General features: G+C 40.4%; 15 protein-coding genes. 10 read left to right on the top strand and 5 right to left on the bottom strand.

Going from position 1 to position 13606, the window contains the following annotated elements:
* Window positions 1–142 precede the first annotated feature (142 nt).
* From F0227_RS19300 to lpxL, 8 genes are all read left to right on the top strand, one after another.
* Window positions 143–817: a response regulator transcription factor gene (locus tag F0227_RS19300; RefSeq protein WP_171754885.1), complete on the top strand. Its 675-nt coding sequence runs from the start codon at window positions 143–145 to the stop codon at window positions 815–817.
* The gene (locus F0227_RS19295; RefSeq protein WP_171754884.1) at window positions 810–2072 is read left to right on the top strand and encodes a HAMP domain-containing sensor histidine kinase; all 1263 of its coding nucleotides are present in this window, start codon (window positions 810–812) and stop codon (window positions 2070–2072) included. The genes F0227_RS19300 and F0227_RS19295 overlap by 8 nt, the downstream gene beginning before the upstream one ends.
* A gap of 83 nt (window positions 2073–2155) precedes the next feature.
* Window positions 2156–3565, top strand: coding sequence for an FAD-dependent oxidoreductase (locus F0227_RS19290; protein WP_171754883.1), 1410 nt, complete (start codon window positions 2156–2158; stop codon window positions 3563–3565).
* Window positions 3566–3604: 39 nt separating this feature from the next.
* Window positions 3605–4261 (top strand): GNAT family N-acetyltransferase, encoded by a 657-nt coding sequence (locus F0227_RS19285; protein ID WP_171754882.1) that lies wholly within the window; start codon window positions 3605–3607, stop codon window positions 4259–4261.
* 201 nt (window positions 4262–4462) lie between these two features.
* Window positions 4463–4819 (top strand): DUF5329 family protein, encoded by a 357-nt coding sequence (locus F0227_RS19280; RefSeq protein WP_171754881.1) that lies wholly within the window; start codon window positions 4463–4465, stop codon window positions 4817–4819.
* A gap of 186 nt (window positions 4820–5005) precedes the next feature.
* On the top strand, window positions 5006–5476 hold the full coding sequence (locus F0227_RS19275; RefSeq protein WP_171754880.1) for a hypothetical protein: 471 nt from the start codon (window positions 5006–5008) through the stop codon (window positions 5474–5476).
* Between the two features lie 463 nt (window positions 5477–5939).
* Window positions 5940–6797 carry a DUF2608 domain-containing protein gene (locus F0227_RS19270; protein ID WP_171754879.1) on the top strand — a complete coding sequence of 286 codons (858 nt, stop codon included), beginning with the start codon at window positions 5940–5942 and terminating at the stop codon, window positions 6795–6797.
* Window positions 6798–7098: 301 nt separating this feature from the next.
* Window positions 7099–8028, top strand: a complete 930-nt coding sequence (gene lpxL / locus F0227_RS19265; RefSeq protein ID WP_171754878.1) for an LpxL/LpxP family Kdo(2)-lipid IV(A) lauroyl/palmitoleoyl acyltransferase — start codon at window positions 7099–7101, stop codon at window positions 8026–8028.
* Window positions 8029–8267: 239 nt separating this feature from the next.
* Here lpxL and F0227_RS19260 read toward each other — a convergent pair whose 3' ends face one another.
* From F0227_RS19260 to F0227_RS19240, 5 genes are all read right to left on the bottom strand, one after another.
* Window positions 8268–8444, bottom strand: coding sequence for a hypothetical protein (locus F0227_RS19260; protein WP_171754877.1), 177 nt, complete (start codon window positions 8442–8444; stop codon window positions 8268–8270).
* 357 nt (window positions 8445–8801) lie between these two features.
* Window positions 8802–9158 (bottom strand): rhodanese-like domain-containing protein, encoded by a 357-nt coding sequence (locus tag F0227_RS19255; RefSeq protein WP_171754876.1) that lies wholly within the window; start codon window positions 9156–9158, stop codon window positions 8802–8804.
* A 207-nt stretch (window positions 9159–9365) separates the two neighbouring features.
* Window positions 9366–9542 (bottom strand): hypothetical protein, encoded by a 177-nt coding sequence (locus tag F0227_RS19250; RefSeq protein ID WP_171754875.1) that lies wholly within the window; start codon window positions 9540–9542, stop codon window positions 9366–9368.
* A gap of 298 nt (window positions 9543–9840) precedes the next feature.
* Complete coding sequence (locus F0227_RS19245; RefSeq protein WP_171754874.1) at window positions 9841–10845, bottom strand: MFS transporter; 1005 nt, start codon at window positions 10843–10845, stop codon at window positions 9841–9843.
* A gap of 272 nt (window positions 10846–11117) precedes the next feature.
* Window positions 11118–11285, bottom strand: a complete 168-nt coding sequence (locus F0227_RS19240) for a hypothetical protein (protein ID WP_171754873.1) — start codon at window positions 11283–11285, stop codon at window positions 11118–11120.
* Window positions 11286–11916: 631 nt separating this feature from the next.
* Between F0227_RS19240 and F0227_RS19235 the strand changes: the two genes are divergently transcribed.
* Complete coding sequence (locus F0227_RS19235; RefSeq protein ID WP_171754872.1) at window positions 11917–12729, top strand: Hachiman antiphage defense system protein HamA; 813 nt, start codon at window positions 11917–11919, stop codon at window positions 12727–12729.
* Window positions 12730–12739: 10 nt separating this feature from the next.
* On the top strand, window positions 12740–13519 hold the full coding sequence (locus F0227_RS19230) for a DEAD/DEAH box helicase family protein (RefSeq protein ID WP_171754871.1): 780 nt from the start codon (window positions 12740–12742) through the stop codon (window positions 13517–13519).
* Window positions 13520–13606: the final 87 nt, after the last annotated feature.

Raw genomic sequence — 13606 nt, 5'->3', positions numbered from 1 at the left:
TTGCCATACCCATCCGGTTTTCTATACTCAAATGGTTGATATAAAGGTATAACCAGAAACCAAGAGCAGCTTACTAACCGTTTAGTAACTGACGGTTTGATATACTAAGGTTTGTAACCTAGATAGTTTGAGATGGGACTCTATGCTTGTTTTATTGATTGAGGATGACAAAGTTCTGGCATCTGCTTTGAGTGATTACCTTATGCTCGATGGTATTGAGTGCGATTTTGCCTATAACGGTCTTACAGGCTATAACCTAGCGACAAAAAATAGCTATGACATCATAGTGCTGGATATAAAGCTCCCTAAGTTAAACGGGTTTTCTGTATGTCAAAAATTGAGAGAAAAAGCGATTGATACCCCTGTGTTAATGATGACAGCCAAGGACTCATTAGATGACAAACTTGAAGGCTTTCGAGTGGGGACAGATGACTATGTAACCAAGCCTTTTGCGATGGCTGAATTAAGTGCAAGGTTAAAGGCACTCGCAAGTAGAGGTATGAGCAAAACTTGCAAAGTGATTGATGTTGGTGACCTGAGAATAAACATTGAGTCGCACACGGCACATCGCAGTTCTATAGAACTCAACTTGTCCCCTCTTAGCTGGAAGTTGCTGCAAATCCTTGCAAAGCACAGCCCAAATATTGTGAGCAAAGAAACATTAGAGCAAGAGGTTTGGGGCGAAGAGATCAGCAATAATAACTTAAAAGTTCAGATCCATAAGTTAAGACAAACCATCGACAAACCGTTTTCCTCTTCGTTAATTCATAGTATCCCCAAAGTAGGCTTTGTCCTGAGAGAGCAACAAAATGCCTAGCCTTCGTAGGAGAATCGTTCTTTTCTTAGTTATCGCTCTCCTTGGGCTTGTGTTCTTTCTTTGTCTGCTAGGTATTCTGCTTCTAAAGACAAACGTACACACAGATACCAAAAACATGATGATTTATCATGGGTTATTTATAGAGGAGAATTCGGTAAATAAAGATCTGGCTGCCATTGCTGATGGGGGATTGATAGCCGCCTACCGAGATATAAACCAACTGCCGTCCTACATTCGTCAAGGATTCCAATGGAATACGATGGGTACTATGGCGTTGTACGAACAAGAGCTAACTAATTTAGAAAACGAACAAGTTTATGTTTACGCGTTGATTTATCGCTTAAAAGAGGCTCAAGGCTATTTGTATATTGTTTCTGAATATCGACAAGATGTAGAAGAAAAGATGCAATATGAACAGTCCCTCTGGTATGAGAGTTCAATGACCATGTTGGTTGCGGGTTCAGTACTCATTATCAGTTTTCTCTTTCTCTTCTTGCTGTTCTATTACATGTTATTGAGCCCGATTCGCGCCCTGTCTAACTGGCTATCTGAACCGTCACAAGATATCCCTTATCAACGAATTAAGTACCGGGAACTTGTTGCCATCGTGCAGAACTACAAACAGAGTCTGGAGAAGCAGAAAGAGTTAGTGGAAAAGGAGGAACTGTTTCTTAGTACCATGAGTCATGAGCTAAGAACGCCTATCGCCATTATCTCCTCCAGTGTGGAGCTACTGGAAAGGCTGGGTGTCAATAATAAGGTCGAGAAAATCAATCAAAGAATATCCTACGCCATTAAGAATATGGATTACCTCGCAAAGACACTACTGTGGTTGTCACGCAAGAACAACCAGCCTCTCAGTAATACTCAAATGGACTTATCTCGCCTTATACATAATGTGGTAACAGACAATGACTATCTGGTTGTGGGGAGGGATACCGCGCTATCGGTTAGGTGCAGTCTCGAACCTGAGTACGAAATTGTTGATAATTACGGTGCAGTCTATCTTGTGCTGGTGAATCTTATTCGCAACGCTCTGCAATACAGCGCTGATGGAGAGATAATCATTCGTTTACAAGATGGCATGGTAACCGTGGAAAATCCGTTTGAAAACGATGAGCAGACCAGTGATGAAGAGTCATACGGTTATGGCTTGTATCTGGTAAGAAAAATATGCACAGCCAGAGGGTTTACGTTCACTAACGAATACCAAAGCAAAAAAGTCGTTGCTAGTGTGTGCTTTAAGCCCCGGTAACCGATTGATAACTGCGCCTCATATACCATTACCTTTATTGCTTATCTAGCTCACAACAACGTGATTTATGTAATAAGGTATTTATGAAAACTCCCATTATAGTCACCAGCGCAGCTTTGGTCGCCACATTACTAACCAGTAGCGTCATTGCAGAAGAAAACCATTATGAGTACGTCGTTATTGGCGCGGGTGCAGCAGGCCTGTCTGCAGCCTACAGATTAGATGAATTAGATAGAGATTATATTGTTTTAGAGAAGGAAGAACGGGCTGGTGGAATTGCCGAGAATGGTGTCCATGGCCGTTTTCACTATGCTAAGGGAACAGAGTACCTAGGGGAGCCCGATGGGTACTTAGCGCGTGTGATTGACCAGTTAAACATTCCTGTTGTGGAGATCCCTTCTCCCATGGATGCCAGCTTCTATCAGGGCAAAATGTATGTTGGTGAAACCAAGTTGGCAGGTTTAACGGTTGAGCAATCAGGCGAGCAGGAGTTTCAGAACTTTATTGATCTATTAAACAGCGCAGAGGGGATGTCTTATAAGCAACTGAAAAAGCTTGATGGCATCACAGCGAAACAGTGGTTAGAAGAGAACCAAGTTCACCCGTTTATCCAGCAGAGATATGAAGTAATGGCTCGTGGCCTTTTTGGTGCTAACTTAACGGATATCTCGGCGTTAAGTTTTGTTCCCGAAGCCTATTTTGACTATGGTGACGCCAAGAAAGTATCAGAGCTGATGACGGCGGATGAACATTCCGAGTCTTGGACGGTACCAACAGGAATTGCGAGCATCGCAACAAGTGTGGCAACGTATCTTGATCAGCGCGTTCGCTACGGATCTGCTGTAAACAAGGTCACCAAGAGTGGCAATGGATACCAAGTAGATTTTGTTTCTGATGGCAAAAAGCGCTCGCTAATGGCGGATAAAGTTATTATCGCAACTCCAGCACCTGTTGCTTCGTACATTGCCAAAGCAGTATTAACTCAAGAGCAACGAAACATACTAGAGCAAGTCGAGTATGCTCAGTACGCCACGGTCGCGCTTTTTTCCAAAACGCCAATTTTTAATCACTCTTTTGATCTGGCTATTTTAGATGGTGATAAAGTCACAGACTTGTACGATGCAACCTGGGTGGAAAGACATTTCACCCCAGAACTTAAAAACGTAAAAGAGTACATTGCCAGTGCATATCTAGCCCCTAAAGGCATATCTGATAAAACACTGCTTCAAAACAGCGATGCAGAGATAATGAATATCGTTTTTGATGAGGTAAGCCGCATCGTACCTGATGTGAAAAACAGAGTTACAGGTTATGACATTAAGCGTTTTTACCATGCCTATCCTGTGTTTAACAAAGGGTATTTCACCCGTTTACATAAACTAAAATCAAGCTTAATCGGTGTCTACCTCGCCGGTGATTATATGGCTTACCCCACCTTTGATGCAGCATTTGAGTCCGGCTATCAAGCGGTACAACAAGCAGAAGAAGAGTAATTATTTCCATACTAATTTATCGAAATATTGTGAGGGTATATGCCAACGAGAAAACTAAGATTCGACACCTACGCTGAAAAGTACTTTGACAGCTGTGTAGAGCTAATTATGTCCACTTGGGACTTCCACTCAAATTTTGTGGATGTGCCTTGTGACAGAATCATCTACGAGTATTACTTGAAAACCTGTTTAAACTGGAATCAACATTTTGATCTCATCCTAGACAGCAAAGATCAGGTAAAAGGCCTGTTGTTTGGTAGTAAAGAAGAGATCTCCTATCTTGATGAACTTAAGTTCGCAAGAAGAGATATTCAAACGAACAAATGGAAGAACAAAAAAATTCAGCAAGGACATTTTGGCGATAAAGAGGTCGCCAAAAAAGAACTTAGCCGATTTACAATGAATGACGCCCTAGGAGAAGTAGACGCTTGCCTTTTTGGGGGGGAGATTAACCTGTTTATTGTCAGTCCGGAGCTGAGAGGTAAAAAGCTAGGAACAGAGCTTATGGATCGCTACATGGAATTCTGCAAACGTAATAATCTGAAGAGTATTTTTCTCTGGACAGACGAAGATTGCAATTACCGCTTCTACTCTCGTTATGGATTTTCACTGTATAAGCGTTTTAGTTCCTATACTCACTACAAGAAAAAAAGCCCGACAGAGAATGGGATGATCTTTTCATTTCAAATAAGTTAACTAATATAAGGTGACGGTGGGTAAGGAATAACGGGATAAGTAATAACGGGACACACACCACCCATTTCACGCATCTGAGTGGAAAAGCGACACCATTAAACAAGAGTTTACCCAGCTTTTTTCTATGTTGGAAAAGGCCATTTATAAACGCTAATAAATGGATTTTATTAAATTAGTTTACGTCATAAAGAGGAGGGCGTTATGAAGCGAACAGGGTTATTGAATGGGTTAATGACAAGCTTGATACTATTTGCGCCTATTGCATATTCCTCTCCTCAAGAAGAGATCGACCACCTGTTGTCCTTTGTTGAGTCGACAGAGTGTCAATACGAAAGAAATGGCACTTTGCATAATGGCGTTGAAGCAGCTGAACATATAAAAAAGAAAGCGGATTATTACGCGGACGACATTGAATCTGCGGAAGACTTCATCGCGTATTCCGCCACCAAAAGTATGTTGAGTGGGCATCACTACCAAGTACACTGCAATGGAGACTCGCCGATAAACAGTGAGCAGTGGCTGAAAAATGAGCTGATAAAGTTTCGGGCAAAGCAGTAATAGCAACGCGTTAATCAGTGATGCCATATAATGAACATCCACATAGAGAATCTTTAAGAGTGGTAAATGGCTTACAAAGAAGAGAGCTTTCAAATTTGAGATGTCATTGTTTAAATTTCACCGTATAAACAACTCGTAGAATATGATGAGATCACATTTTTATCATACATACAGAGAAGACAGTTTATGGCGTGGAGTATAGAAGGAACAACGCAGTACCTTTCAGAGTTTGGATTAAAACCGACACTTAGCAGAATTGGTACTCAAAAAGGAAAAGTATATTTAAGTAACATCTGTCAGGTAGACCCAAATAACATCAACAACGCTAATCAGTACGCTTATTACATCTACTGTCAAAATACGCAAGCAAAGGCTCTGTTGGTCACTACCTCCATTGTAGACAAAAAATACTTGGCAGAAGCCGAAACGACATTCACTAAGTTAATAAAAAGCCTTGTTAAACAGACAGCAAACGGCAAACTCAGTAAGAATTTTAGTTTAGAAAACGGCAGCTCTGAGCAGATAGATGACGTTGTTGTTCAGATAGAAAGAGATAGCGAACAACATAAAGGCTCTCTGCGAGGCATCTTTAGCTTGGCGAGTGATTCGCTAGACGCTAAACGATGGGTCAATATTATTAACGATGTTTCTGCTTAATTGAGAACGGCCAAATTGGGCGCTTTCTTGTTCTCATACATAGGGACAGTTGCCCAAATATCACATCAATGAACACTTTATACGTACAGCTCATTAAGCATTTGGATCATCATGATCTTTTTACCAAATGAACTGTACCCGTTGAACGTTTCTATCTTCTTGGCAACGGCACAAAACATAAAACCTTCAGATTATTTGTTGTAATTCAATGCGCTGCTGCTCTTTAACTGCAGTAACCAATATTGTTGATTAATGGTTTGCGTGCTGACTCTCTGGATTAATCGAAGGACAAAAGAGAGAAAAACCATTCATATGTGAAACAGATCATATTTACTTATTAGATCTCGTGATTAAATATTGCGTTGTTAGAAATGTTATAACATAACAATACAAAAAATTAAGGATACCAAGTTACTGCTGTAACTTACCCGTTATCCGCTAATAAAAAAATTAAGGAAAAGATATGAAGTTAAAAGCGATAGCAGCACTTTGCGCACTCTCTTTTGCAGGCAATGCACTTGCTGATGTAGTGGTAAAAGAAACCGACAAGTTTGCAGATGTTGCGAGCAAAATCAGTGAACTAACAGCGAAAGGTGAAAAGCCTTTAATTGTTATCGATATCGATAACACGCTTTTGACTTCAACATCTGACCTTGGTGGCGACATCTGGTATCAATGGCAACGTGGCAAACTGGATGTTAAGCCAGCAGCAGAAGATAAAGTTGACTGTTTGTTCCAGGACTCTATCGGCCTTTTGTATGAGCTAGTGCCTCAAAAACTGATTGAAGAGAATGCACCCGCTACAGTTAAATCGTGGCAGGACAATGATCTGACGGTATTTGCTCTGACATCTCGTTCTCCTAACTACCGTGCAGCAACCGAGCGTGAAATGATCCGCAACGGTTTCGACATGACAACCACTGCCCTTAAAGAGAAAGGCTCTGAAGAGCTTCCTGTTTATAAAGCTAAGCCGAAGAGAGACCTGACTTACATCAACGGTATCATGATGACTACGGGTATGAACAAAGGCACTATGCTTGATTTCGTACTGGACAAAACAGGCCAGAAGTTCGATAGCATCGTATTTATTGACGACAGCAAGAAAAACGTAGTTAACATGGAAAAAGCCTACAAAGACGACAAGTCTGTTGATATGACTATTTTCCACTACACAAAAGTTGAGCACGACCGTATTGCAGCGAACGGCGCAGTACTAACTCAAGCTCAAGCAGACAAAATGGCAAGCGACTGGAAAGAGCTGAACGTGACTCTAGACAAGATTGCGCCAGCGCGTATTGGTGATACTTGCTTAGGCCAGTAATCCTCTGCGAATAAGTTTTAAAGTTTGTTGCGTGGGTCTTTCATCTTGATCCGACCATGGTGCTGAGGGGCCCCACTGCTTGCGAGAAATTGCGTCAGATCCATGCAACTCCTTATCAAGGCGATATCAGAAATGGTATCGCCTTTTTCGTATTCGTGGGAGGACTATGAGGAAGTGACGACATAGGTTCCTTCACGTTTTCTCTTCTAAATTCTCCTCGGCCATTCGGCCCATTTAACCTTAAGTTTACTAAACCTTGTCTAGAATTAGTTATAGGGTTTATTTATTTAGGGACACATTAATGAAAATCGTGCCATCCCCTCATTTTCAATCGACATTTCTGTTACCTAAATATTGGCTTATTTGGTTGGGGTTTGGGGCGCTTGCTTTACTGGTTAACATATTGCCATTTTCTGTGATCAAGACATTGGGCTACAAATTGGGCTTGGTTTCAATGCGCATTTTCAAAAAACGTTTTGACATAGCGAAAGCAAACTTAACGCTATGCTTTCCCAACTACTCTGATGAAGAGTGTCTCTCCATGGCGAGAAAAAGCTTTGAATATGCAGGTATGGCAGTTTTTGAAATGGGAATGGCTTGGTTCTGGCCCCAATGGAGAATTAGAAAAATAAGTTCAGTGATTGGCAAAGAGAAACTGCTCGGTCGGCGAGAGCCTGATAGAGGAGTATTGGTGTTATGTAGCCATCACTATAACCTTGAAATGACAGCACAGATATTCAGCCAGTTCGTGAAAGGATATGGCGTGTACCGTCCTCACTCTAATCCCGTTTATGAGTTCATTCAGCATAGAGGCCGTACACGTAATGGTCATAAAATGATTGATCGCAAAGACATAAAATCGATGATTAAGGTGCTAAAGAAAGGGCATGAATTGTGGTACTTACCGGATCACGATTACGGTAACCGAAACTCGGTATTTGCCCCTTTTTTTGACGTAGAGAAGGCAGCAACCACAGCAGGTACAAGCATGCTCATCGATGCGTCTCATTGCGCGGTAATATCTGGTGTCACTGTACGAAAAGGCAACCAATACAAATTATATATTGGCGATGATTTAAGTGGTGAAATAGAAAGACGCAACCCCATTCAGGCCGCGACGACGGTTAATCATGAAATAGAAAAAATGATAATGCGAGATGTGCCAGCATGGATGTGGTTACACTTGCGCTTTAAAACCCGGCCTAAAAATGAAGAGAGTCTTTATGCATAACGCAGCTCAAACATGTTTGGGTTTATTGGTGCTGAAAACTTGAGGCGTCCGTCCTTTTAAACGGTCCGTTAGCTATATGGCTAATAAATTAGGACGAAATACTTATTAGGCTTGTGAGGTAAGCGGCAAAATAGCTCGAGAATGGAGAGATATACATTCTTTGTGTACAGCTCATTAAGCATTTGGATCATCATGATCCAATCCCTAAACAAGCTGTACAAGTTGATAATTTAAGCGGTTTAACAACCTTGCTGAGCTTGTTCCAACTGTTCTTTTTTGTAACTAGAAAGCAGAGTTAAAAGAAACAAGGCAACCTCAGTGTTGGTGGCGTGATCCTCTGTTGAGTTATCGGCAACGGCACAGAGAATAAAGTCTTCTACTTGTTGGTAAAAATCAGGTGAGTCGATATTTGGCATGATAGCCTCCGTACATATGGATGAAGAACACCAGAAAGGTTCCAATCTTTGGTGGTGAACTGAACAAGGTTGGAACTACCGCTATGTACGACACGGCCAGCCGAAGCTGCCTTGCCCAGCTCACCATAATTCAAAGAAATTGAGACTTCTTCACATTACAGATGTAACAAGGCTCCACGTAACTATTGGTTCATTACACGGCGTACATAAAAGCAGGGTTCCAATCCTGACACTGGATTTTGCCAGTGCTTCGCTAGAGTATAAAAATGAAGGGCAGGGCGCAATAAGAGTTTGATTTGTCGCTTTAAATTCTCTGTAGGGTAATCCAGAGGCTTAGGCTAGCCATAAATAGGCCAGCTACAAATTGATGCCCTGAATAACATTGCCGACGGTTCCCGCATTAATCACTTTGTATCCCTGTTTTTTCAACCATGTTGCAGCGGTGACTGAACGCATTCCCGATGCGCAATAAACAACGATTGTTTTTGAGTTCTCAAGTCCCTTAGTACTTCCTGAGATCAATGACTGTACTGGGATGTTCAGGCTTTCTGGGGCATTAAAACGTGCAAACTCAGCTTCACTTCTTACATCAACTAATTGGATCTCGTTGATATTAAGCTCTGAGAGCGTCGATATGGCTTGTTTGGCGCGATACTTTTTATAGACGATAAAAAAAGCAAGGATTATCAGGGGAATAAGTAATTGTTCGTTCATGGTCAGCCGTCATTTTTAAATTAAGTAAATACTATATTAGCTTAATCTAATCAATGTTTCTAGCCCTCATGGTTTTACTCAAGATCTAAATCTTCATTTTCGACGTTGATTGAATGGCAGTAGACCTAATATGTACAGCCTATGTAGCTTTAGGATCATCATGATCCAATCCCTAAACAAGCTGTACAAATGGACAAATTAAGTTGTTCAACAACCTTGCTGAGCTTGGTTTAACTGCTCTTTTTTGTAGCTAGAGAGCAGAGTTAACAAAAACAGAGCAATCTCGGTATTGGTCGCGTGATCCTCAGTTGAGTTATCGGCAACGGCACAGAGAATGAAGTCTTCTACTTGTTGGTAAAAATCAGGTTGGGTTTGATGGGTCATGATGACCTCCTGTGTAGTGTTTTTTCCATCACCACACTGAGGTTCGAATCAAAGGGTGGTGAACTGAACAAGGTTCGAACTACCGCTACACAGGAACGGCGCGCCTAAGCGCCCCTGTCCAGCCCACCATAAATTTTAGATGTGCTGAAGCCGCACATAGATTAACTATATGTGCCTGTGTATATAAACGGGGTTCGAATCCCGACACTGGATTTTGCCAGTGCTTCGCTAGAGTATAAAAATGAAGGGCAGGGCGCAATAAGAGTTTGATTTGTTTCTTTTTAAGGTGTGTGTCCCTTTAAGTTGGAATTAACGTAAATGCCCCTCCTTGCACAATACCTGAGAGTAGCAAAAGTAACAGGGCAAAAAAGATAAAATGATATGGCATGTCAGCGTAGGTAACGGTCATAAATGTTGTGACCGCAACGCCACAATAGGCTGAAAATACGAGGTATGAAGGACGGAAAAAGTATTGAGACAGAACGCCTGAAAGGAAAGTACCAGCAATGCTACAAAGTGGAAGAATAACAAATAACATATCTCGGATATCATGATCTTGTGACATTCTTGGAATGAAAGTCAGCAATGATACAAACATGCAGGTGTGGAATAAAAAAACAACACCGGGTAAGCATGTACGAGGGTTTAAGTAGACTTGAACTGTCTCTTTTAGAAGGTTTTTAACGTGTATAGAGCGGGTGATAGGCTGGCTGGGTTGTCCTTTGTTGGTGAAGATTAAAAAGTAGGCCAGTATTGGCACAGAGATAGCACCATGGATGAGGTACAAAGCGGACAAACCATAGTGATTTAAAATGGAATTGCCTAGCCAACCAGAAATTGCAAAAGCAACACCAAAAAATGTTCCCCAAATCCCCATGGCTAAGGAATGATGTTTTTTGGCTGCTCTACGTAACATTAAGGTCGGTGCAGCAACAATAATGCCTAAATGAGATACGCCTTCTAAGATTCGGCTTGCGAACAACAGAGAATAATTGGGTAGAAAAGATTGGAACATCGACAAAATCCCACCAATAGCCAAACAGCTGATCAATACCTTTCTATAGCCCAAACTGCCTGAGAGAACGCCAGCAATGACACCAAAGAAAATACCAACAAGACCAACTATAGATAGTAGAGCACCGATCTCAGCGCCATCTTTTTGATAAAACAGAAGCAAACTATCGTAAGAGATAGAGTATTTAGCAAATTGCATTGCAGCAAATATACCCGCGCACCAACACATAAAGATATCTATCCAAGAGGTGCTTTGCTTTGAAGGGTGTTGTACTGATGAATATGACATGACATTGGCCCTAGTATCTGATGTAAGCGACATTTGAGGCATTAATGAATCTAGAGAAAGAAGTGTATGCCCATAGTTGTGCGAAGGTGACTGTGCAGTTTATTGTCGCTTTGCACAATGGCATTGATATTGAAGAAAATCTTATAGATGCTAATTAACAAATGGAAGTCACTCAATAAACCTTATGTGTACAGCCCATTTAGCATTTGGATCATCATGATCCAATCCCTAAACAAGCTGTACAAATGGACAAATTAAGCGGTTCAACAACCTTACTGAGCTTGGTTTAACTGCTCTTTTTTGTAGCTAGAGAGCAGAGTTAAAAGAAATAGAGCAATCTCGGTATTGGTAGCATGATCCTCAGTTGAGTTATCGGCAACCGCACAGAGAATAAAGTCTTCTACTTGTTGGTAAAAATCGGGTTGGGTTTGACTGGTCATGATGACCTCCTACATTTGGCTTTTTTTATCACCATGCAAAGGTTCCAATCTTTGGGTGGTGAACTGAACAAGGTTGGAACTACCGCAACGTAGGAAACGGCCAGCATAAAGCTGCCTCGCTCAGCTCACCATAGATTTTGATTACTTTTTTTGTGCAAAAAACAGACAAATAAGCAATCTTTAGATGTGCCAAAGCTACGCATAAATAAACCAGCAACAAGCTGATATTTATACGCCTACATTTATGGGCAGGGTTCCAATCCTGACACTGAGTTTGTCAGTGCTTGGTTAGAGTATAAAAATGAGGGGAAGCGTGCAATAAGAGTTTGATTTGTTTCTTTTAAGGTGTGTGTCCCTTTAAGCTTTTGTATTGTGATAACGAGCTTGTGAGAGCCTTAAAAGGGGTTGCGATAGCAGGGCGTGAATTGATAACCCGAATCTACCAATGGCGCATTGAATCTCAAATGCGCCATGCTTTTTAACTTGGAGTTCTGTGAATAAGTGTATTTATATATGCAAAACATTGTTTAGGTACAAGTTTCATTTTGATAGGTATGGATAATAATCAGAGGATAGAGGTTTAATAAATTACATTTTGAATATGTTTCGGCTGTGAAAGGAAGTGGTGTAGATGGTAGTCAGTGTTGATGGAATTCAATTCCAAGATGGAGGAGACTTTGCGTGTTGTCACGTTTTCTATTTATCTGATGAACTAAAGGAGCTAATAAGGACTCACCTTGTTTCCATTTGTCATGGTTCTCAAGTTTCAGATTACTTGAATAGCCCACTATATAGCTATAAAACGACGATAAATTCTTTTCTAGCGCGATATGAAAAGAAATCAAACGACACTAAGAAAGGAATGATTGGTGAGTTTCTTTCTCATATCCTTATAACCAGTATGTTTAAAGAATACGAAATAACTTCTGCATATTTTAACCTTGAAGAGAAATCAATTAAGAAGGGCTTTGATTTACTTCTTTATAATACAGAGCAAAGAGCTATGTGGATAACAGAAGTAAAATCTGGAGAGTGCCATCAAGGGAAAACAAACGATCAAACAACTAGAGCTCTTTTGAATACGGCCAAGAATGATTTACATGTAAGACTTAATGCTCAGGAGGAACAATATTGGCTCAATGCTATTAATCATGTTAAAGCTGCTGTTCATGATGAAAAAGACTATCGCAAAGTATTATTAGATATTTTAGTTAATGATGCAGGGGGAAGTACTGTCAAAGGAACAGCTAAAAGCCAGAATAAAAATGTTTTTTTGGTGTCAAACCTTTTTGCTCCAATGTCGAGTCAAATATCTTGGAAGCCAGCTGAAGATCTAGCTGCGAATTTATCGGATAAATCCACCTTTGCTAATGTTATTACTTTTTCTATACAAAAAGAGACCTATCAAAAAGTAGTGGATTTTCTTCATGAAGAAATAGCGTAGGACACTTTAGATGCAAGAACTAACTTATAATCGACTAATTCACCATAGTTTTAGTAAAACTTATCAATCATTTAAAGAAACATACAACCAGTTGTTTGATACATCAGAAATTGAAGACCATCAAAGAGCTAAGATTCTTGCTATTGTAGTTTTGTTTTCAAATCAAAGTGATAAGTTACTGAATAAATTAGCTTATAGAATGGCACTGGCTTATGGGCTGAAGACTTTTGATTATAAGCCCTTATATGATATCGCGATCAACACTGGGCTAATACCAGTAGTAGCTTTGCTAAAGCAAGTTAATGCTTTTTCAGTTGATAACGGTATGCAAGATTCTTTTATAAGTAATTTAATGGACAGCTATGTAGACAATTTTAGAGTTCATAATATCGTACACACAGAGCAGCAAGTAGCACTCAATGGTTTCTTTAGTCAACATTCTCAAGACTCTGCGACAGTAGTTGCCCCTACATCCTATGGAAAATCAGAGTTGATAATGTCAGCAATAGAGTATGCTAAAAATAAGAACATTTGCGTTCTTGTTCCATCGAAATCTCTTTTAGCACAGACTAGAAAGCGGATTCTGGATGCAAAAATTGAATGGGTTTCTAGAATTATTTCCCACCCTGAGATGTGTAGTAACAGCGAAGAACCTTCTGTATACGTATTAACGCAAGAGCGATTAACTAGGTTATTAAATCAATATAAAACTTTGACTTTTGACATGGTAATTGTTGATGAAGCCCACAATATTTTGGATAAAGATGGTAGAAATGGACCCTGTAAATAATTCTGTGTAACTGCCATTGGTTACAAGTATTCAGTTAATCGGTCTTCGAACATAATCATAAAGCGGTTCAGCGCTTGCTTCCAGTTT

Origin of the sequence: Vibrio sp. 99-8-1, from assembly GCF_013114595.1 — a bacterium.
GTDB lineage: Bacteria > Pseudomonadota > Gammaproteobacteria > Enterobacterales > Vibrionaceae > Vibrio.
The sequence above is the reverse complement of the archived record's forward strand: the minus strand, read 5'-3'. Positions and strand labels throughout refer to the sequence as shown.